Raw genomic sequence first — 20728 nt, 5'->3', positions numbered from 1 at the left:
TTGCGCGTGGACCTGCTGCCGGTGCCGGCGGCGCCCGCGAACCCGGAAGCCCTGCGGGGCCTGCGCGTCGGTGTCGTCGGGGACGGCCAGGGCCTCGCGCCCGCGCTCACCGCGGCCTTGACGTCCCTCGGCGCCCTGCCGGTGGAGCTCGCCGAGGCGGACGCCGGCTTCGACGCGGTCCTCGACCTCTCCGCCCTGCGGCCCGGCGCCGTGCCCGTGATGCCCGAGGTCTTCCCCGGACTGCGGCGGGCCCTGACCGCGGGCGTGGACCGGCTCCTCCTGGTCACCGCGCACGGCGGCACCCCCGGGGCCGGACTGCACGGCTTCGCCCGCAGCGCCGCCCTGGAGTTCCCCGGCCGGCTCATCCGCGCGGTGGACGTCCACCCCAAGGAGGACCCCGAGCGGATCGCGGCGCAGCTCCTCGCCGAGCTGGGCTGCGAGCTGCCCGGCCCCCTCGACGCCGCGGGCTCCGCCGCGGACCCCGACACCGCCCCCGCCTCCGTCGGGTACACCGCCGAGGGCGTACGGACGACCCGCCGGCCGGTGCCCGCACCGCTCGCCGCCCCCGCCGGCGGACGGCCCCCGCTCGACCGGGAGTCCGTGGTCCTGCTCACCGGCGGGGCCCGGGGGATCACCGCACGGACCGCCCTCGCGCTGGCCCGGGCCACCGGATGCCACGTCGAGCTGATGGGACGTACGCCCCAACCCCCCTCCGAGGCCGACGGGTTCGGGCACGCCGCCGACCGGGTCGCCCTGCGCGCGGCCCTGATCGCCACCGGGCTGCGCACCCCCGCGGAGATCGAGGCCGCGGCCTCGCGGATCCTCGCCGAGCGCGAGGTGCGGGCCACCCTGTCGTCCCTCGCCGCCGTGGCCGCCTCCGTGCGCTACCACTGCGCGGACGTCACGGACGAGCGGGCGGTCCGGGCCGTCGTGGCCGACGTACGGGCGCGGCACGGGCGGCTCGACGGCATCGTGCACGGCGCCGGGACGCTGTCCGACGGACTGCTCCGGGACAAGCAACCCGCCGTGTTCGCGGAGGTGTTCACCACGAAGGTGACCGGAGCCCGCCACCTCGCCGCCGCCGCGGCCGAGCACGGCACGGCGCCCGCGCCCCGGTTCCTGGCCCTGTTCGGCAGCGTGGCCGGGGTGTACGGAAACCGCGGCCAGAGCGACTACGCCGCCGCCAACGACGCCCTCGACACCCTCGCCCACACCTGGGCGACCGGCGGTGGCGGCGCGGCCTTCCCGGGCCGGGTGCTGTCCCTGGACTGGGGTCCCTGGGCCGCGGAGGCGGGCGGGATGGTCAGCCCCGAACTGGCCCGTGCGTACGCCCGGCGCGGCATCCCGCTCATCGAGCCGGAGGCGGGCGCCGCCGCGTTCCTCGCCGAACTCGCCCACGGGAGCGACGTACAGGTGGTCCTGATGGCCGGGGGGAGTGGGGAGCGTGGCTGACCGGCGGCGGCAGCGCGGCCCGCGTCCGGCCGACGCGGCGATCGTCGGGATGGGCGTGGTCTTCCCGGGCGCCGCGGACCTGGCGCAGTACCGCGGCAACCTCCTCGCGGGCACCGACTGCATCGGCGACGTGCCGCCGGGGCGCTGGGACCCCGAGGTGTACTACGACCCGGCCGGCGCCTCCGGACCGGTGGCCGGCGACCGGTTCTACTGCCGGCGCGGCGGCTTCGTGGACGGGCTCGCCGACTTCGACCCGACCCGGTTCGGGATCATGCCGGCCGCCGTGGAAGGCGCCGAACCGGACCAGATGCTGGCCCTGCACGCGACGGCCGCGGCGATCGCCGACGCGGGCGGCGAGGACCGGCTGCCCGCCGACCGCTCACGGATCGGGGTGGTGCTGGGGCGCGGCGGATTCATGGGTGTGGCCACGGCCCGCCTCGACCAACGCGTGCGCACAGCACACCAGTTGGCGCAGACCCTGCGGGAACTCGCGCCCGAGCTGGGCGAACGCCGGATCGCGGCCGTGCGCTCCGCCTTCCAGGACGCCCTGGGACCGGAGCGGCCGGACGCCTCGATCGGGCTCGTGCCGAGCTTCACGGCCGCCCGGACCGCCAACCGGCTCGACTTCCGCGGCCCCGCCTACACCCTGGACGCGGCCTGCGCCTCCTCGCTGCTGGCGGTCGACCAGGCGGTGGGACTGCTGGCCGGCGGGCGCTGCGACGCGGTGGTCGCCGGGGCCGTGCACCACTGCCACATCGCCACCCTGTGGAGCGTGTTCACGCAGCTGCGGGCCCTGAGCCCGAGCGAGCGCATCCGGCCCTTCGACCGCCGGGCCGACGGGACCCTGCTGTCCGAGGGCACGGGCGTGGTGCTGCTGAAGCGGCTGGCGGACGCGGAGCGGGCCGGCGACCGGATCTACGCCGTGATCCGCGGCACGGGCGTCGCGGGCGACGGCAAGGCGGCCAGCCTGATGAGCCCGCTGGTCGCCGGCCAGGTGCAAGCGCTGGAACGGGCCTGGCGGGAAGCGGGCCTGGACCCGCGGGCGCCCGGCGCCCTGGGACTGATCGAGGCGCACGGCACCGGGACCCCGGTCGGGGACGCGGCCGAACTCGACACCCTGGCCCAGGTGTTCGGTCCCCCCGGCGCGGGCGGCGGCGACGGCGACGGTATCGGCTTCGGCTCCGTGAAGTCGATGCTCGGGCACACCATGCAGGCCTCCGGCATGGCCGGGCTGATCAAGGCGGCCCTCGCGGTGTACGAGGGGGTGCTGCCGCCGACCCTGCACCTGGAGGAACCCCACCCGGACCTGGCGCGGACCCGGATGCGGCCGGTGACCACGGCCGGACCCTGGGAGCGCGGACCGGCTCCGCGCCGGGCCGGGGTCAACGCCTTCGGCTTCGGCGGCATCAACGCGCACGTCGTGCTGGAGGAGGCGCCCGGAGCCGTGCACCGGGCCGCGCCCGTACGGCGGTTCCTGCCCCTGGGCGGCGCGGCCGCGCCGGTGGGGACCGTCGAGCGGGAGGACGTGCTCCTGATCGGGGCGGCCGATGCGGCGGAACTGTCGGCCAGGCTCGCGGCCGGCTCCCCGGCGTCCGGTGGCGAGGGGCCGTGCCGGCTCGCCGTGCTGGGGCCGACGCCCCAGCGCCTCGCGCTGGCCGCGAAGGTGGTGGCGCGCGGCAAGGCTTGGCGGGGGCGCGGGGACGTGTGGTTCGCACCGCAGCCGCTCGGTGGCCGGGTGGCCTTCCTGTTCCCGGGCCTGGAACCGGAGTTCACCCCGGCACTGGACGACGTGGCGGACCGGCTCGGGCTGGAGCGCCCGCGGCTGAGCCGGGGCGGCGAGCTGATGGAGCGGGCCCTGGACGCGATCGCGACCGGCCGCTTCCTGGCCCGCGCGCTGCCGGAGCTCGGCGTCGAAGCCGATGTGCTGGCGGGCCACAGCCTGGGGGAGTGGGCCGGAATGGTCGCGGCCGGCATGTATCCCGAGGACACGGCCGACCTCTTCCTCGACTCGCTGCGTCCGGGGTCGCTCAAGGTTCCCGACCTCCTCTACGCGGCGTTGGGATGCGGAACCCGGCGGGCGGAAGCGGCGCTCCACGGCCTCGACGCAGTGGTGGTCAGCCACGACAACTGCCCCCACCAGTCGGTGATCTGCGGGGAGCCCGGCCAAGTGGCCACCGTGCTCGCCCGGTTGCGGGCCGAAGGGGTCCTCGGCCAGGAACTCCCCTTCCGCTCCGGATTCCACACTCCGATGTGGGAGCCCTACCTCGGCCAGGTCCGCGCGGCGTTCGGGCGGCTGCCGCTGCGCCCGGGCACGCGCCCGCTGTGGTCGGCGACCACCTGCGAGCCGTTCCCCGCGGACCCGGACGACGTGCGCCGCCTCGTGGTGCGCCACCTCCTGGAGCCGGTCCGGTTCCGCGAGCTGACGCTCCGCCTGTACGAGGAGGCGGGCGTCCGCAGCTTCGTCACGCTGGGCCCGGGCAGCCTGCCGGGCTTCGTGGAGGACACCCTGCGCGAGCGCCCCCACCTGTCCGTCGCGGCCTCCTCTCCCCGCCTCACCGGTCTCGCCGCCCTGCGGCGCACCTGCGCCGCCCTGTGGACCGAGGGCCGCGCCCCGCGCTGGGAGCGCCTGCTCCCGGCGGGGCCGGACACCGCGGGCCGGGCGGCCGCCGTACCGCCCGCCGCACCGCCCGCCCGGCCCGCCCCGGCGGCCCGCGGGCGGACCGTGCCCCTGGACCTCGGGTCCCCGCTGGTCCGCCTCGGCGAGGCGGCGCGCACGCGCCGCCTCAGATGTGTATACGGCGCAGCCGCGGGATGCGTGCCCGAACCCGGACGTGGAGTCGCCCGTCCCCCGTCCCCCGCATGCGCGCACTCCTCGACCGCTGCCTGAACGGCGCTGCCACCCCACCGGCGTAGGCCCGACGCCGACACGGGCGACGGGGGACGGGGGACGGGCGACTCCACGTCCGGGTTCGGGCACGCATCCCGCGGTCCTGCGCGTGGGGGTGGTCTCGGGCACCAGCCCGTGTCGTTCCGGGCACCGACGGCTTTGAACGGGCATGAAGATGTCCACACACCCGGTGCCGGTAGCGGCGGCGGCGGTGGTCGTACTCGCGTGCGCGGTCTCCGCCTCCGCGTCCCCGGCCTCCGCGTCCCCGGCCTCCGCCACGCCGCGCTACACGTGCTCCAGCGGCACCAAGTCGATCGACGATGCCGGGTACTCCGGCCCCTGGCCCGACAACTGGGAGGTGACCGTGTCGGTGTGCGCAGCGCGCTCCGGGGCCACCGTGTACGCGTACGCCGACATCAGGTGGGACGGACCCGCCTTCTACTCCACCACCGACGCGACGATCTTCGACGGGGCCAAGGCGCGGGTGCAGATCAAGCGGTCCCGCGAGGGCACCGACCCCGTCGTGGCGGAGAAGGACTTCCCGGAGCTGGAGGAGCGGATGGAGAAGGCCACCTCAAACGGGGACCGCAACGGGAGCTACCGCACCCCGACCATCCGCCACCGCGCCGGCCCCGGCGCCCTCGGTGACGCGGTCCTGTACCTGGACTGGCACGAGGACGGGCACGGCTACCGGGGATACGACTACACCGGTTCCCCGTCCGTCTGACCCCGGGCCGGTCACTTCCGCCAGAACAGGTGGTGCGCCACCCCGCTGGGGCTGGGGACGACCTCCAGGTGGAACCGGTCGAGCAGTTCGTCGGGGGACTCCCAGAGCCGCACTCCGGACCCGAGCTTCATCGGCGAGACCGCCACGTGCAGGGTGTCGACGAGGTCGGCGTCGAGGAACTGCCGAATGGTCGTGGCTCCGCCGCCGAGCCGGACGTCCTTGCCCCGTGCCGCCTCCCGGGCCTGTTCGAGGACGGTGGCAGGGTCCCCGTCGACGAAGTGGAACGTGGTGTCGGAAAGCGTGAGCGAAGGACGGTGGTGGTGAGTCAGCACGAACACCGGGGTGTGGAACGGGGGTTCGTCACCCCACCACCCCTGCCACTCGTGGTTCTGCCAGGGCCCGCGCTGGGGACCGAACTTGTTGCGGCCCATGATCTCGGCGCCGATGTTGCGGGGGTAGTCCCGCGTGAGGTAGTCGTCCAGCCCCCGGCTCCCCCCGGGGGCGGTGCGCATGGGCCAGCTCGCCGTGGCGCCGGCCCAGGCGAACAGCCTTCCGGGATCGACATGACCGAACGGCCTCTCGAGGGTCTGGTCCTCACCGGCACCGATCCCGTCACTCGAGACGTTGAAGTTCTGGACCCTCAGCAGCTGAGCCATGTGCTCCTCCTGTGTTGTCGACCACGGTGGTGACGTGCCGGGCCGGGAAAACCCATCGCCTCGTCCGCTCGCCGCGTCCTGCCATCTCACCCCACCTGCCCGCGGCCGGTGTCAGCCGACACACCGGCATTCGCTCCGGACACGGCTTCCCCCGGGGGCTCCGGCGTTCAGTCGCGGAGTGTCAGCCGGGAGTTCGCCAGCCGTCCTTGTTCGAGCAGGACTCGTAGTCGTAGCCGCCGTCGCGCTGTCAGTGCAGTCCGCTGTACGCGGCCATCACGATTTCCATGCCGCGGTTGTCCTCCTGCCGCTCGCGGTCGATCATCCGGTTCATGACGTACGCCACCGTCATGCGTGCGTCGGGGTCGCTCACGACCAGTGAGCCGCCCCAGCCGCCCCAGCCGAAGGTGTTGCCGAACTTGCCGAAGCCCGCCGTCCAGGACATCGGCGTCCGCAGAACGCGGTCCTCGCCGCTGAAAACCTCCTGCCGCGCGGGTTCGCAACCCCGCGGGGACAGCAGTCGCACACCGCCCGCCGTTCCCTGGTTCGCCAGTACCGACTGGACGAGGGCGACCGAGCGAGCGTTGCCGAAGCCGTTCACCGCAGGGATCTGCGCACGGCGCCAGGCCGAGGAGTTGACGTCCCTGACCCGGATGACGGCACCGGTGTTCTCCCGGCGTGCGCCGTCCGGTCCGGGCGGCGCGCTGGCGGCGTACTCGTCGGTCAATGACGGCGGCGGGATGAGGGGTGCGACGCGGTGGTCGTGCTCCGCGGAGAGCCCGATGTGGAAATCCGCGCCCAGCGGCTTGGCCACCTCCTCCGCGAAGAACTCGCCGAGGCCGCGGCCGGTGATGCGGCGGACGATCTCACCCACGAGGAATCCGAAGGTGAGTGCGTGATAGCCGGCGGCCGTTCCCGGTTCCCATTCGGGCGCCTGCGCCGCCAGCCCTGCCGTCACGCTTTCCCCGTCGTAGAGCTCCTCGACCGCCCTCAGCCCGGACAGATCCGGCAGCCCCGCCGTGTGCGACAGCACGTGCCGCACCAACACGCCTTCCTTGCCGGCAGCGGCGAACTCCGGCCAATAGGCGGCGACCGGCGCGGACAGGTCGAGCAGGCCCCGGTCGGCCAGGATCAGCGCACACAGGGCGGTCATGTTCTTGGTCGTCGAGTTCACTCCGGTGAGCGTGTCGCGCTCCCAGCTGACGGAACGGTCCGCATCGGCGTACCCGCCCCAGATGTCGACCACCGGCTCGCCGTCGACGTAGACGGCCGCCGAGGCGCCCACGTCGTCCTTGTCGAGCAGAGCTGCGAGTGCCTCCCGGACCGGGGCGAAACGGGGCTCACAAAATCCCTTAATGTCTGTCATGGGTGTAAGCCTCAGGTGGCGCCAGGGCCTCCTGCCCCACAATTCCCGCACCGGTTTTGTCGGGCGGGACGCGATCGTGGAGACACGATGGGGACACACGGAGGAAGGACGGACGGCGTGCTGGAGCGGCTGAATCAGGCGCTGGACCACCTGGAGACCTGCCTCGACCGGGAGATCGACATGGCCGAGGTGGCCCGGATCGCCGCGGTGTCGGAGTACCACTTCCGGCGGCTGTTCTCCGCGCTCGCCGGGATGCCCCTCCCGGTCTACGTGCGGCGCCGGCGGATGACGCTCGCCGGGGCCGACGTGCTGGCCGGGGAGCTGACGCTGCTCGATGTCGCGGTGCGCTACGGGTACGGCTCGGGCGAGGCGTTCGCCCGGGCGTTCCGGTCGGTGCACGGCATCGGGCCGGGCGAGGCCCGCCGCACGGGTGCGGTGCTCACGGCACAGCCCCGCATGTCCTTCCGCGTCGTCGTCGAAGGCAGTACGGCCATGCGGTACCGGATCGTGGAGAAGGAGTCGTTCCGGGTCGTCGGGAGGAAGGCCCGGGTCCCCCTCGTGCACGAAGGGCTCAACGCGGCCGCCGCGGCGCACCTGGCGAGCCTGGACGAGCAGGCGATCGTACGGATGAAGTCGCTGGCGGACCGGGAGCCGGAGGGGATCCTGTCGGCGCTGGTGCACCTGACCGACAGCCGGGAGGAGGGCGCCGAGGTGGACTACTGGATCGGCGCGGTGACCGGTCCCGAGACGGCGACCGAGGCGGCGACCGAGGAGCTCGACGCCCTCGACGTGCCGGCCGGCACCTGGGCGGTCTTCGACAACCGCGGGCCCTATCCGAGCGCCCTCCAGGAGCTGTGGCGGGACGTGTTCACGCAGTGGTTCCCCTCGAACCCGTACACGAGCCGGCCGGGGCCGGAGCTGCTGCGGACGCAGCCGGTGGAGGTCGGAGCGGAGACCGGCTCCCAGCTGTGGATCCCGGTCGAGCGGGGCAGCGGGGGGTGAAGACCCCGTCCCGGAGGTCGCCGGGACCACCGGGACCGCCGGCTGATCACCAGCCCCGTCCATCCGGCAGGACACCGTCCCCGGCCGAGTTCAGAACGCGTTGCGCCGCCGAAGGCCGAACGTGCGGCCGTCCGGGTCGACGAGCAGCCGGTACAGCGGCATCGTGAAGCGCCGCTTGGCGTACGAGAGGTCGGGCGGACGGTAGGCACGCAGTCGGCCGGGCGGCTTCGGGCCGCGGCCGCCGCCCTCGTGCCAGGCGTCCAGCGCGGCAGCGCTCGCGGCGAACGCCTCGAAGGCCCGTACCGGGTCGCAGAGCGGGTCCGGGTCACACGGGGAGTCCGGGCCGCCGGGGGAGTCGGGGGAGTCGGGGGCCCGAGATCTAACAGGAGTAGATCGTCGGCAGCGTCAGATGGGGATAAGAGACAGGTTCACGGGGGTCGGCGAGCCGGGTCTCGGCGCCGGTGGCGGTGTCCAGGACCCAGAGGCTGTCGAGGGGGTCGGTGGGGCCGGTGGAGCGGAGGAACCAGAGGAGCCGGCCTTCGTCGCCGAACGCGAAGGCGCGCGGGGCGCCGTGGGTGAAGCGGGCGGTGCTCGCGGAGAGCCGGAGGAAGTCGTCCATGCGAGCAGTGTGTCATGTGAAATGGCACATAACACATACCACATTGGCTAGGCCGTTCGAGTGGTAGACCCCGGGGCACGGGTTTAGCGTCGAAAAAGTGGACCAGAACGCATCGCCGAGCAGCACCAGCACCGGGACCGACGGCAAGGTCCGTGGCGGAGGCAACGGGCTCGCCCTGCTCGTGATCGCTTCCTGCCAGCTCATGGTCGTTCTCGACATCACCATCGTGAACATCGCGCTGCCGCACATCCAGACCGCCCTCGGCTTCTCCACCGAGAGCCTGTCCTGGGTGGTCAACGCCTACACCCTCACCTTCGGCGGCCTGCTCCTCCTCGGCGGCCGCACCGGCGACATCCTCGGCCGGCGGCGGGTCTTCGTCTTCGGCGTGCTGCTCTTCGGCCTCGCCTCGCTGCTGGGCGGATTCGCCCAGAACTCGGGCCAGTTGATGGCGGCACGCGCCCTCCAGGGCGTCGGCGGCGCCATCGCCTCGCCGACCGCGCTCGCACTCATCACCACGACCTTCCGCGAAGGGCCCGAACGCAACCGGGCCTTCGGCGTCTTCGCCGGCGTCTCGGCGGGCGGCGGCGCGATCGGACTGCTGGCCGGCGGCATGCTCGTCGAGTGGCTCAACTGGCGCTGGGTGCTCTTCGTCAACGTCCCCATCGCCCTGCTGATCGCCGTGGTCACCCCGAAGGTGATCAGCGAGTCCCCGCGCCACTCCGGGCACTTCGACTTCGCGGGCGCGCTGCTCTCCACCGTCGGCATGGTCGCGCTGGTCTACGGCTTCATCCGAGCTTCCCAGGAGGGCTGGGGGGACGGGCTGACGCTCGCCTCCTTCGCGGCGGCCGTGATCCTGCTGGCCCTCTTCATCGTCAACGAGCGGCGCTCGCCCCAGCCGATCACCCCACTGCACATGTTCGCCGACCGCAACCGGGCCGGCACCTACGCGATCATGCTCTTCTTCGCCTGCGCGATCTTCGGCATGTTCTTCTTCCTGACCCTCTTCGTGCAGAACGTGCTGGGCTTCAGCCCGCTGCGGGCCGGGCTCGCCTTCCTGCCGGTCAGCGCGATGATCGCGGTGACGGCGGGGATCACCGCCCAGGGGCTGCCGAAGTTCGGGCCCAAGCCGTTCATGGTGACCGGATCCCTCCTCGCCGCCGCCGGACTGGCCTGGCTCACCCTGACCGACATCCACTCGACGTACCTGGGCAGCATCCTGGGCCCGATGCTGCTGTTCGCGGCCGGCATGGGCATGCAGTTCGTGTCCCTGACCCTGATGGCCCTGTCGAACGTCTCCGACCGGGAGTCGGGCGCGGCCTCCGGGCTGCTGAACGCCATGCAGCAGGTGGGCGGTTCGCTCGGCCTGTCCATCCTGGTCACCGTCTTCGGCACGGCCAGCCGCAACGAGGCCAAGAACCAGGCGGGCTCCTTCCTGAGCACGGCGACCCCGGAGCAGAAGGCCTTCTTCGCCCGCACCAAGCAGTACCCGAAGCCGTGGAGCGACCAGGTCCTCACCTCGGGCGTGAGCGCGGCCTTCGTGGCCGCCGCCGCGTTCACCCTGGTCACGGCGCTGATCGCGCTCTTCGTGATCCAGGTCCGCCCCTCGGACCTCGCCCGGCTCCAGGGCAACCACACCCCGACGGCGTCCTAGGCCCGCCCGGCAGGATCCGAAAGAGACGGCCTAGCTCCCCGGGGCGGCCAGGGAGCGGCGCAGGCGGGCCGCGTCCCGCGCGGTGTTCATGCGCAGCGAGAGCCAGGAGCCGTCCGGGAAGGCGAGGTCCACGCGGGTGCGGCGCCGGCGGGGGCGCGGAATCCGGCGCAGCGCGGCGGCCGTGGTGCGGGCGGCGCGCGAGGGGTCGGAGCGGCCCCAGGGCGGATGGGCCGTCAGCCGGCCCGGCTCCACGCGGAAGGTGGCCCCGGGGCCGTGCTCCCGGGCCTGCCACCGCGTCCAGTGGAACCCGTACAGGGCCAGGGCGAGTCCGCCCGCTTCGCTGTGCCAGCCGCCGCGCAGGGCCGGGCCGTGCAGCAGGCGGCCGGCGAGGCGCGCGGCGCGCTCCAGGGGGTCGAGCAGGGCGGCCGCCGCGTCGGCGAGGTCGTCGGGCAGGGCGGTCAGGAACCGGACGGCGAAGAAGCGGCCGAGCCGGTGGGAGAACGGCGGACGTGCGGGGAGCCCGGGGAGCAGCGCGTACGGCGGCCGACGTGCATACGGGGACAACTGCCCCGGAATCTCCTCTTCCATCGGGACATCATGACCGCCGGTGCGTCAAGCGTCCACGCGCCGGACCCGGCAGCGCGCCGGACCCCGGGTCTGCAGGGTGATCCCGGCGCCGACGGGGATGTCGGTGTCCACCGCCTCGAACGCGCAGGTCCGCAGGATCATCGCGAGCGCGATCACCGACTCCAGCATCGAGAAGTGCTGACCGATGCAGGCGCGCGGTCCTCCGCCGAAGGGGAACCAGGCGTAGCGCGGCCGGGCCGCCTCCGCCTCCGGGGTGAACCGGTCGGGGTCGAAGCGCTCCGGGTCCGGCCAGTAGCGGGGGTGGCGGTGGGTCACCCAGGGGGCCAGGATGACGTCGGCGCCCGCCGGGATCGTGTGCCCGTCGACCTCGGTGGCGGCGACCGAGCGCCGGCCGATGGTGGGGGCCGCGGGGTAGAGCCGCATGGCCTCCTTGAGCACCTGCGTGAGGTACGGGAGCCGGTCGAGGTCGGCGGCCTCGGGCGTACGGTCGCCCAGGACGGCGGCGATCTCGGCGCGGGCCCGGTCCTGGACCTCCGGATGGCGGCCGAGCAGGTGCAGGGAGAAGGCCAGCGAGGTGGCGGTGGTCTCGTGGCCGGCGAGGAGGAAGATCAGGACCTGCTCGCGCAGTTCGGTGGCGTCGAACTCCCCGTCGTCCGCGCTCGTGGCGGCGGCCAGCAGCGACAGCAGGTCCTGGCCCCCGCCCTCGGCGTCTGCGTCTCCGCTGCCTTCGCCTCCGCCGCTTCCCCGCCGCTCGGCGATGATCCTGTCGCACGCCCCGTACAGCTCGTCCAGGGCGGCGGCCGCCCGCTTGTTGCCCGGCGTGGGCCAGCTGCGGGGGATGTTGAGCGGGGAGTAGCCGCGGCGCAGCGTGTACTCGGTGATGACCGGAAAGCAGCGGTGCACGACATCGGCGGTGGCGTCCACGTCGGTGCCGAAGAGGATCCGGGAGACCGCGCGCAGCGCGAGGACCATCATCTCGTCCGCGACGTCGACGGTCCCGTCCGCAGCCTTCTCCCAGCCGGCCAGGGTCGCGGCGGTCTCGGCCGCGACGGCGTGCGCGTACCCGTCCACCCGGCGCTTGGTGAACAGCGGCTGGACCAGCCGCCGCTGGCGCAGGTAGTCCTCGTCCTGGCTGGTCAGCAGGCCGTTGCCGAAGGAGTCGCGGACCTCCTGGTAGAAGGCGTTGTCCTTGCGGAAGTTGGCCGCCTGCGAGGCCAGCACCTGCTGGACCCCCTCCGCCGAGAAGACGCAGTGCAGCTCGGCGCGCAGGCCGGGCGGGCCGGCGGTGATCCGGACGACGTCGCCGTGCTCGTGCAGCGCCCGCAGGTACGTGCCGAGCGAGTCCGATTGCAGGTCGGCGAGCGAGCCGAGCAGCGGGGTGCCCGGGAGCAAGGGTGTCCGCGTACCGGCGCGGCTGTCCGCCCGTGTGGTTTCTGCTGCCATGGCCCCGTCCTCAGCGCTGTAGCCGACGGGTCGATTCTGCGGCCCGCCGCGGCCCCGGACGAGGCCCTGCGCCGCGAACGGCCGGAACCCGCCGCTGCCCCGGGGCGGGCCCACTGGCCTACTTGTCGCAGGCGATGCCGTCGTTGTCGCGGTCGAGGTGCTTGCCGTAGCCGGGCTGGCCGCGGCGGATGGGGGCGGCGCCGGCTGCCTTGGCCTCGGTGCAGTTCTTGTAGTAGACGTCCTTCGGCCCCGGGGCCGGGGTCGGGGAGGAGGCCGGCGGCTTCGGCTTGGCCGGCGTCGCGGCGTGCGGGGGTGTGGAGGCGGAGGCGGGGGGCCTCCCGCTACCACTCCGCGCTGCGCCAGCGGACGGACATCGAGGCGCCGGCCGCCGCCGTGTCCGGGCGGAAGGACAGCTCGGCCCGGCCCGGTTCGAAGGTGAACAGCTCCTCCGGGCCGCTGTCCGCGGTGGCCGTGTGCCGGCGCGAGGCGGTGCCGTTGAGCGTGACCGTGCCGGCGGCGGTGTCCACGACCAGCTCGTCGCCGGCCGTCAGGTCGATCCCGTAGCGCAGGCGGCGGCGGCTGAGCCGCTCCGTGACGGAGGGCGTGCCACAGGGGCCGCGGAAGGTGATGACCGGATGGGTCGGCGCGGAGCCGTCGTTGTCGGCGCTCGCGTCACCCGTCTTGGAGGCCGTGCCCCAGCTCAGGGGCCAGACCAGCGGCCAGGTCAGACCGCTCTCCGGCTCCGGCGCGGACACCACCGCCGACTGCTCGTCGACGAGGTAGCGGCGCGGGTCGGTGGCCAGCCACTGCACGGACGCCTTGGCCGCGCCCTGGGTGGCGTACACCCGGTCGGCGGGGACGATGCGCTGGCTGATCCGGGCCCGTACGGCCAGGATCTCGCCGTGCAGCCGGACCGCGAGCCAGCGCTCGTCCTCACCGAGGGTCAGCGCCTGGCGCAGGGCCCGGACGGTGGCCAGGGAGGCGCCCCGCTCGGGGACCATCCACAGGGTGCCGCCGACCTTGCGGGACTTGGCGTAGCGGGCGCCGGACCAGGAACCGTGGCCGGTGGGGCGTTCGGCGTCCGAGCTGTCGTACTCGGGCAGGTCCTCCCAGCCGCTGAGGCCGGCCTTCTCGATGGTGTAGGGGGTGCCGGGGCCGAAAAGGATCCCGGCCCACTGCATCTGCCCGTCCTGGGTGATGAGTGAGCCGGGTTCGAGATCGGCGGTGTGGGTCTGCGTGGTCTCGGCCATGACGGCCGTCACCTCATCTCGGGTGGGGGCGGTGGATCCGCGCGGGGGTCATGCGTGGGCGGCGACGAGGAACAGCAGGTCCTCGGCGGTGGACCGGGGGCCCGCGCCCGCCTCTTCGCGGAACTCCTTCACGCGGTACGGCTCCTGGCGCGCGGCGTGCGGGTCGAAGGGCGTGACGCGGCGGTGGTCGAGGTCCGACACGGGGTTGATGCGCGGGGCCTGGCCCATGGACTGGGGCCAGACGACGCCGCCCTCCGCGAGCATCGGGATCTTGTCGAGGTCGACGCCGAACTTCTTGCCGAGGATCGAGAAGCTGAGGTCCTCGAGGCCGTCGATGATCCAGTTGGCGAAGGCGATCATGCCGTTGAAGGGGCCGGTGACCACGGCCAGCACGGCCTGCAGCCCCGTGGTCACCATGCGGCCGATGCCGCCGAGCGACCCGGAGAGGGAGCCGCTCACACGGGAGAAGGCGCTGGGGAGCCCGCCGGTGAGGAAGTCGATCACCGGCCGGATCGGGGCCATGATCGCGTCGAACGCGCCGGAGGCGATCCCGCGCAGGGACTGCGTGGCCGAGCTGACGGACGTACCGACGCGCGCGATGCCGCTCGTGTCTCCGCTCAGCAGCCCGAGGACGCCGGAGACGACCGCGAGGTACCCCGTGAAGTACGTGGTCACGATCTCGCCGACGGTCTTGAGCACCGGAAGGAGGAACGTGAGCTGCTGCTCGAAGACCTTTCCGACGTACTCGAAGAGCTGCTCGATGATCCGCTGGCCGGTCTCGGAGTTCATGGCGAGCTCGATGAGCCAGGCGCCGACCGGGATCAGGATCCCGAGGGCGAAGCCCAGCGGGTTGGCGCGCATGGCGACGTTGACCGCGGTCATCACGACCGCGCCGACGGTCATGGCGATGCCGAAGGTGCTCATCAGGGTGGAGACGATCTCCATGACCGGGATCAGGCCGCCCAGGATCGCGAGGACGCCGCCGGTCGCCCCGCCCAGCTTGCGCAGCGAGGCGAGGACTCCGCGGGCACCGCTGCCGGCCTGCCCGGTCCCCGTCGCCGCCCGGCCGGCGGACTGGCCGACCTTGCCGGTGGACAGGGCCGCGGCGCCGGCCTGGGTCTTCAGCGAGGCGAGCACCTTGCCCGCCTGGCCGGAGTCGGTGGACAGCCGGCCCACGGCGGTCGCGGCCTGGCGGATCGAGGCCGTCTGGCGCCGCACGGCCTGGCGCGCCTGGGAGGACTGGGCGCGCAGGCCGTTCAGGGCGGGCTGCCACCCGGCGAAGAAACCGGCCGGGAGGGCCGCCGTACTCATCCGCGCGCCTTCGCCAGGTACATCAGCGCGTCGGCGGTGCGCTGCGGGTCGCTGGACTGGTGCGCGTAGTAGTTCTCGATGTGCAGGGCCGAGCCGTTGCCGGTGCCGGCGGCCTGCGTCCGGGCGCGGGCGGCGGTACGGGCGAGCAGGCGGTCGAGCTTGGACAGCGGCAGGACCGCTTCGGCCTCGCCGGCCTCGGCGATGATCGCGGGGACACCGCCGCTGCGCGGCATGACGACGCCGCCGGTCGCGAGCATGGGGATCGTGGGCAGGCTGACGCCGAAGCTCTTGCCGCCGACGATGGGGACCCAGCCGGGGACGCTGACGCGGATGCTGTTGATCCGGCCGATCATGGAGTTGATCAGGCCGATGACGGAGTTGATGGGGGACTTGACCGCCCCGAGGATGGCTCCGAAGGCGCCGGCCGCGATGCCCTTGAGCCCGTTCCAGGCGCTGGACATCGCGTTCTTGACCGAGTTGAAGGCGTTCGGGATCGCCGACTTGATCCAGTTGACCACCGGCATGATGACGGCCTTGATGCCGTTCCACACGGTGCTGATGACCGAGCGGATGGCGTTCATCACGGTGCTGATGGCCGACCGGATGCCGTTGAAGGCGGACTTCACGGCATTGCCGATGGCCGACAGGATCGGCATGACGGCGCCCTTGACGCTGTTCCAGACCGACTTGATCAGGTTTCCGGCGGTGCGGATGATCGGGCCGATGGCCTTCATGACCGCCGAGATCACGGTGCGGATGGCGGTGAACGCCACCCGGATCACGGTCTGCATGGCCTTCGAGCGGCTCGCCATCTCGACGATCTTCTCGATGAGCGGCATGAACAGTTCGAGCAGCCGGGCGAGGAAGTTGCCCTTCATGGACTTGTTGAGCTTGTCCTGGCCCGAGGCGGCCCGGTCGGCGCCGGTCTTGAACTTGCCGAGCTGGGTTCCGGCGCGCTGACCGGTCTGGCCGGCCTTGGCCATGGAGCGCTCGGCCTGGTCGCTCGCGGTCTTGAGGCCCTTGAGCTGGGTGGTGGAGCCCTGTGCGGACGTCTTGAGCGTCCGGAGCTGGCTCCCGCTGGAGGAGGCCTTCTGCCGGAGGCCGTCGGTGGCCTTGCCGGCGCCGGCGGCCTGGTCCTTGAAGCCCTTCAGGGCGCTGGATGAGGAGCGCAGCGAGGATACGAGAGACATGTCTCCCTCAATTCAGGGTGGGAGGGCGGTTCAGATGCCGCCGAGGGCTCCGGCGAGCTGGTTGACGGCCTCGCGCAGGGCCCTGACGTCCTGGGTCACCGGCTTGACGGTGGGCTTGGTCGAATCGACTCCGTGCTTGCGGCCGGTACTGGAATCCACGGCCTTCTTGGCGGCGTCACGGGCTTTGCGGAGCGCTTCCTCGATCTTTGTGATGCGCGTGCCGTGCTCTTTGACGATCGGGGGGAGGGCGTTGACCTGCCGCCGCAACGCGTCGGCTTGGCGCTTCTGCTCGGCTTCGTGAGCGTCTTCCTTTTCCTTCTCCCGCTTCTTTTCCGCCTCAGCGGTCTTCCGCTCGAGAGCGGCTTTTTTGAGGAGGAAGTCCTTGACGGCGAGCACCCTCCTTCTGCCCGCTGCCAGCTTTTCGTCGGTCCATTTGTGCAGTTCCAGCAGCTTCTTGGAGTTCTTCTCGTCCACCTTCTTGAAGAGGGAGAGGTCGACCTTGAGCGCCTGCATGGAGAAGGTGAGCAGCTGTACGTCCAACTTGACGAACAGGGCGTTCGTCGCCAGGGCGTACAGGCCGTAAGTATTGAATTTGATCTTGTCCCTCGCCTTGGCGAGGCCGGCTTCCAGATCCGCCAGGCGCTGGGACTGCCCGTTGGTGCCGAGGCTCAGCGCGGTCTTTATGTCGGTGATGGCGGAGCCGTGGCCCGTGAGGCTGATCGCGTGCGAGGAGCTGGTGCCCGAGAGGGTTCCGATGGTGCTTTCTGCCGAGGCGAGGTCACTGTCGATCTTCTGGAGATCTCGTGCCATCTCTCCTCCAATGGTGAGCGGGCAGAAGGAGGGTGCTCGCCGTCAAGGACTTCCTCCTCAAAAAAGCCGCTCTCGAGCGGAAGACCGCTGAGGCGGAAAAGAAGTTCCGAATACGGCTGCCTTCACGGGACGTGTCACTTGTTGCCCTCCCCCGCGGCCTTGCGCCGCTGTTCCGCCCTGGCCTTGCGATGGTCGTACGGCTGCGTGGGCGCCTGCTCCCCCCGCAGCTCCCCCAGCAGCCCGGTGACGGCCGCCATGATGACTTCGTTGACCCCCTTGAGGATCTCCGGCGTGGGTCCCGGGTCGTACTCCTCGGCGAGCAGCCCGACGTCGTTGCGTACCGCCAGCAGCCGCTCGAAGAGCTCCCGCGCCTCCTTCTCCCGACCGGTCAGGTACAGGGCGTCCGCCAGCCAGAACGAGCAGGCGAGGAAGGCCCCTTCGTCACCGGGCAGCCCGTCCACCGACAGCCCCTCGGTGCTGTAGCGGCGGACCAGGCCGCTGCGGCCGAGCTCCGCGCGCACCGCGTCGACCGTGCCGATCACCCTGGGGTCCTCGGGCGGCAGGAAGCCGACGCGCGGGATGAGGAGGGTGGCCGCGTCCAGTTCGGTGGAGCCGTAGTACTGGGTGAAGGTGCCCCGCTCGGGGTCGTAGCCCTTCTCGCACACGTCGCGGTGCACCTCGTCCCGCATGGCCCGCCAGCGCTCCACATCGCCGTGCAGCCCGGGATTGGCCTCCAGGGTGCGCACCGCCCGGTCGGCGGCGACCCACGCCATCACCTTGGAGTGCGTGAAGTGGCGGCGCGGGCCGCGCACTTCCCACAGGCCCTCGTCGGGCCGGTGCCAGTTGCGCCCCAGGAAGTCGAGGAGCGCCAGTTGGATCTTCCAGGCGTGCCACTCGGCTGGCAGTCCGGCGGAGCGGGCCACGTACAGGGAGTCGAGGACCTCCCCGTAGACGTCGAGTTGGAGCTGGTCGACGGCCGCGTTGCCGACGCGGACCGGCGCGGAGGAGGCGTACCCCTTCAGCCACGGCAGCTCGCACTCCGGGATGCGCCGCTCGCCCCCGATCCCGTACATGATCTGCAGGTCGGCCGGGTCTCCCGCGACGGCCCGCAGCAGCCAGGCCCGCCAGGCCCGGGCCTCGTCGAGGAAGCCGGTGGCCAGCAGGGAGCCGAGGGTGAGGGTGGAGTCGCGGAGCCAGCAGTAGCGGTAGTCCCAGTTGCGGACGCCGCCGAGCTCTTCGGGCAGGGAGGTCGTCGCGGCGGCGGCGATCCCGCCGGTCGGGGCGTAGGTCAGGGCCTTGAGGGTGATCAGGGAGCGGGTCACGGCCTCCCGGTAGGGGCCGTCGTAGCGGCACTGGGAAGACCACTCCCGCCAGTCGGCGAGGCTCTGCTCCAGGGCGGCGTACGGGTCCAGGGGCGCGGGGCGCGGTTCGTGCGAGGGGTGCCAGGTCAGGACGAAGGCGACGCGCTCGCCGGGCCCGACCGTGAACTCGGAGCGGGTGCTGTTGTCCTCGCCCCAGGTCTGCACGGGCGGGTCGCTGCGCAGCCACGCGGCGTCGGGCCCGGCGACGGCGACGCGGTCGCCGTCGCCGTCCCAGAGGCTGCCGCCGTCGCGGGCGGCGTCGAAGCGGCGGACCCAGGGGATGACGTGCCCGTAGTCGAAGCGCAGGCGCAGGGTGCTGCCGACGGTCGACTCGCCGGTGAGGCCTTCCACGATCCGCATCACGTCGGGGGCGGTGTCGCGCTGCGGCATGAAGTCGACGACCTTGAAGGAGGCGCCGTCCTCGGTCTCCCAGAAGGATTCCAGGACGAGCGTGCCGTCGACGTAGGCGCGGCGGGTGCAGCGCGCGGAGTCGGGGGCGGCGGCCGGGGCGATGCGCCAGTGGCCGTTCTCCTGGTCGCCGAGGAGGGCGGCGAAGCAGGCAGCCGAGTCGAAGCGCGGCAGGCACAGCCAGTCGATGGACCCGTCACGGCCGACCAGGGCACTGGTCATCAGGTCGCCGATGATTGCGTAGTCCTCGATGGCTTGTGTCATTTATGGCCCATTCCCCCGAATGCCCCATCCCAATCGGTCCGTTCGGGTCGACGACGGGAGCCAGTCCGTCCCTTTCTGATCTTGCCTGGCCGAAGGAGACGGCCTAGTGCTGTGGCCGGGAAGGTTTGCCGGGTCGCGGTGTTCGGTGCGGTGCATCTCCCCCAGCTACCGCCGGGAGGGGCCCCCGGGCGGAGGGCCACGCCTCGTACTGGACGTACCGGTGTGGTCCGACAACGCGGCGAGGTGCCGTGCCGGGCGCCGCGACCCGGTGGACCTTCCCGGTCACAGCACTAGTTGCGTACGAGGAGCAGCGCGCCCGCGATGACGGCGCCGAGGGCGACGGCGAGGGCCCCGTGGGCGAGGCGGTGGCCGCGCAGGACGGGCAGGAAGCGGTCGGCGGCGTACCGGCCGGGGCCGGTGAGCGCGAGGGTGGCGGCGCCGGCGGTGAGGAGGATCTCGTACTCCACTCCCTCCGGGGCGAAGAAGGAGCCCGCCCCGTGGACGGCGATCGCGTTGATCATGGTGCCGACGACGGCGGCGCCGGCGAGCGGGGTGAGCAGCCCGGCGGCGAGACCGAGGCCGCCGAGGGTCTCGGTCAGGCCGGCGAGGACGGCCATGGCGTCGCCCGCCGGGTAGCCGCTGGCGGTGAAGAACCGGCCCGTGCCGCTGATCCCGCCGCCGCCGAACCAGCCGAAGAGCTTCTGGGCGCCGTGGGCGGCCACGGTCAGGCCGAGGACCAGGCGCAGGAGGAGCAGGCCGACGTCGTGGGCGGGGGTGGAGAGGGCGAGCGGAGCGGCGGACGCGGTGGTGGCGGGTGCTGCGGGCACGGCGGTGGTGGTGACGGAGGGGCTGGTCACGAGGGGGCCTTCCGGTCGAACGGCTGGTCTGGTCGGTTGTTCAAATTCAAACAACTCCTTCCGACCCTAACCGCCGATCACTCTCTGATTCAAATTGGAACGATCCGTGTACGCTGATTCCATGGCTGAAACGAGATGGCTGGACGACCGCGAGATGCGCGCCTGGGAGGGCTTCCTGGCCGCCTCCGCCCTGGTCAACCGCCGCCTCGACCAGCAGCTCAAGGACGACTCCGGGCTCTCCCACCCCCAGTACGAGATCCTCGTACGGCTCGGCAGGGCGCCGGAGGGCGAGCTGCGCATGACGGAGCTCGCGAACGGGCTGATCAACTCCAAGAGCGGCCTGACCTACCAGGTCACCCAGATGGAGAAGGCCGGCCTGGTCCGCCGCCGCACCTGCCCCTCCGACGTCCGCGGGGTCTACGCCGTCCTGACCGAAGCCGGCCGCGCACGATTGGCGGAGGCCGCGCCGGGGCACGTGAGCACGGTGAGGGAGGTACTCGTGGACGTACTCACGCCCGAACAGCTCGACGCCCTCGCGGACGGCCTCGGCGAGGTCAGCCGCCGACTGCGGACACAGGGCGCCTGATGGACTCGACGACGGTCTGGCTCATCGTCGCGGGGGTCGTCGCGGCCGGGCTGGCGGTCACCGCGGCCGTGCTCCTCGTACGGGTCTTCGCGGCCCGGCGCCTGCTGCGCGACGCGGGGATCCCGCTGCGCGACAAGGCCCTGTTCTGGGCGGCCGTGGCCTACACGGTCTCCCCGGTGGACCTGATCCCGGACCCTGTCTACCTGGACGACATCGGCATCCTCCTCCTGGCCCTCCGCTCCCTCCACGCGGCGGCCTCCTCGGCCCGCCCCCCGAAGGAACTCGACACGGCGTAGCCCCGGA

Annotated in this window: 18 protein-coding genes and 1 pseudogene; 7 read left to right on the top strand and 12 right to left on the bottom strand. The window is 72.6% G+C overall.

What is annotated here, in order from left to right:
* The 3 genes from DRB96_RS40005 to DRB96_RS39995 all read left to right on the top strand — a co-directional run.
* Positions 1-1452: SDR family NAD(P)-dependent oxidoreductase (locus DRB96_RS40005; protein ID WP_162689144.1), on the top strand; the 1452-nt coding region annotated here is incomplete at its 5' end.
* A complete protein-coding gene (locus tag DRB96_RS40000) occupies positions 1445-4339 on the top strand; it encodes a type I polyketide synthase (protein ID WP_239517828.1) in 2895 nt (964 codons plus the stop codon). The genes DRB96_RS40005 and DRB96_RS40000, both read left to right, overlap by 8 nt.
* Positions 4340-4508: 169 nt before the next feature.
* Positions 4509-5066 carry a hypothetical protein gene (locus DRB96_RS39995; protein ID WP_112452783.1) on the top strand — a complete coding sequence of 186 codons (558 nt, stop codon included), beginning with the start codon at positions 4509-4511 and terminating at the stop codon, positions 5064-5066.
* Positions 5067-5077: 11 nt separating this feature from the next.
* Here DRB96_RS39995 and DRB96_RS39990 read toward each other — a convergent pair whose 3' ends face one another.
* Positions 5078-5722: a dihydrofolate reductase family protein gene (locus tag DRB96_RS39990; RefSeq protein ID WP_112452782.1), complete on the bottom strand. Its 645-nt coding sequence runs from the start codon at positions 5720-5722 to the stop codon at positions 5078-5080.
* 247 nt (positions 5723-5969) lie between these two features.
* A complete protein-coding gene (locus tag DRB96_RS39985; RefSeq protein WP_112452781.1) occupies positions 5970-7085 on the bottom strand; it encodes a serine hydrolase domain-containing protein in 1116 nt (371 codons plus the stop codon).
* A gap of 117 nt (positions 7086-7202) precedes the next feature.
* Here DRB96_RS39985 and DRB96_RS39980 point away from each other — a divergent pair, with 117 nt between their 5' ends.
* Positions 7203-8087 carry an AraC family transcriptional regulator gene (locus DRB96_RS39980; protein WP_112452780.1) on the top strand — a complete coding sequence of 295 codons (885 nt, stop codon included), beginning with the start codon at positions 7203-7205 and terminating at the stop codon, positions 8085-8087.
* A gap of 379 nt (positions 8088-8466) precedes the next feature.
* Here the strand turns inward: DRB96_RS39980 and DRB96_RS39975 are convergent, their stop codons facing one another.
* Positions 8467-8706, bottom strand: coding sequence for a hypothetical protein (locus tag DRB96_RS39975; protein ID WP_112452779.1), 240 nt, complete (start codon positions 8704-8706; stop codon positions 8467-8469).
* Between the two features lie 97 nt (positions 8707-8803).
* Here DRB96_RS39975 and DRB96_RS39970 point away from each other — a divergent pair, with 97 nt between their 5' ends.
* Positions 8804-10357 (top strand): MFS transporter, encoded by a 1554-nt coding sequence (locus tag DRB96_RS39970; protein WP_239516614.1) that lies wholly within the window; start codon positions 8804-8806, stop codon positions 10355-10357.
* Positions 10358-10387: 30 nt separating this feature from the next.
* Here the strand turns inward: DRB96_RS39970 and DRB96_RS39965 are convergent, their stop codons facing one another.
* The 9 genes and pseudogenes from DRB96_RS39965 to DRB96_RS39925 all read right to left on the bottom strand — a co-directional run bounded on the left by DRB96_RS39965 (position 10388) and on the right by DRB96_RS39925 (position 19809).
* On the bottom strand, positions 10388-10945 hold the full coding sequence (locus DRB96_RS39965) for a hypothetical protein (protein ID WP_112452778.1): 558 nt from the start codon (positions 10943-10945) through the stop codon (positions 10388-10390).
* Positions 10946-10969: 24 nt separating this feature from the next.
* Positions 10970-12388, bottom strand: coding sequence for a cytochrome P450 (locus DRB96_RS39960; protein WP_112452777.1), 1419 nt, complete (start codon positions 12386-12388; stop codon positions 10970-10972).
* Positions 12389-12506: 118 nt separating this feature from the next.
* Positions 12507-12626: pseudogene (locus tag DRB96_RS39955) on the bottom strand (excalibur calcium-binding domain-containing protein); the annotation flags it as partial.
* A gap of 103 nt (positions 12627-12729) precedes the next feature.
* Complete coding sequence (locus DRB96_RS39950) at positions 12730-13638, bottom strand: phage tail domain-containing protein (RefSeq protein WP_112454357.1); 909 nt, start codon at positions 13636-13638, stop codon at positions 12730-12732.
* 48 nt (positions 13639-13686) lie between these two features.
* The gene (locus DRB96_RS39945; RefSeq protein ID WP_112452776.1) at positions 13687-14949 is read right to left on the bottom strand and encodes a tape-measure protein; all 1263 of its coding nucleotides are present in this window, start codon (positions 14947-14949) and stop codon (positions 13687-13689) included.
* Positions 14946-16139: a phage tail protein gene (locus tag DRB96_RS39940; protein WP_112452775.1), complete on the bottom strand. Its 1194-nt coding sequence runs from the start codon at positions 16137-16139 to the stop codon at positions 14946-14948. Before DRB96_RS39940 ends, DRB96_RS39945 begins: the two co-directional genes overlap by 4 nt.
* 30 nt (positions 16140-16169) lie before the next feature.
* Positions 16170-16949 carry a hypothetical protein gene (locus DRB96_RS39935; RefSeq protein WP_112452774.1) on the bottom strand — a complete coding sequence of 260 codons (780 nt, stop codon included), beginning with the start codon at positions 16947-16949 and terminating at the stop codon, positions 16170-16172.
* 134 nt (positions 16950-17083) lie between these two features.
* Positions 17084-18982 carry a glycoside hydrolase family 15 protein gene (locus tag DRB96_RS39930; protein WP_112452773.1) on the bottom strand — a complete coding sequence of 633 codons (1899 nt, stop codon included), beginning with the start codon at positions 18980-18982 and terminating at the stop codon, positions 17084-17086.
* Positions 18983-19272: 290 nt separating this feature from the next.
* A complete protein-coding gene (locus tag DRB96_RS39925; RefSeq protein WP_112454354.1) occupies positions 19273-19809 on the bottom strand; it encodes a DoxX family protein in 537 nt (178 codons plus the stop codon).
* A gap of 151 nt (positions 19810-19960) precedes the next feature.
* Between DRB96_RS39925 and DRB96_RS39920 the strand changes: the two genes are divergently transcribed.
* Together DRB96_RS39920 and DRB96_RS39915 are read left to right on the top strand one after the other, a co-directional pair.
* A complete protein-coding gene (locus tag DRB96_RS39920; protein WP_112452772.1) occupies positions 19961-20425 on the top strand; it encodes a MarR family transcriptional regulator in 465 nt (154 codons plus the stop codon).
* Positions 20425-20721, top strand: a complete 297-nt coding sequence (locus tag DRB96_RS39915) for a YkvA family protein (RefSeq protein ID WP_112452771.1) — start codon at positions 20425-20427, stop codon at positions 20719-20721. The genes DRB96_RS39920 and DRB96_RS39915 overlap by 1 nt, the downstream gene beginning before the upstream one ends.
* Positions 20722-20728: the final 7 nt, after the last annotated feature.

The sequence above is a fragment of the Streptomyces sp. ICC1 genome, from assembly GCF_003287935.1.
GTDB classification, from domain to species: domain Bacteria; phylum Actinomycetota; class Actinomycetes; order Streptomycetales; family Streptomycetaceae; genus Streptomyces; species Streptomyces tritrimontium.
Note: the sequence above shows the minus strand (reverse complement) of the source record. Positions and strands in the feature narration are given on the sequence as shown.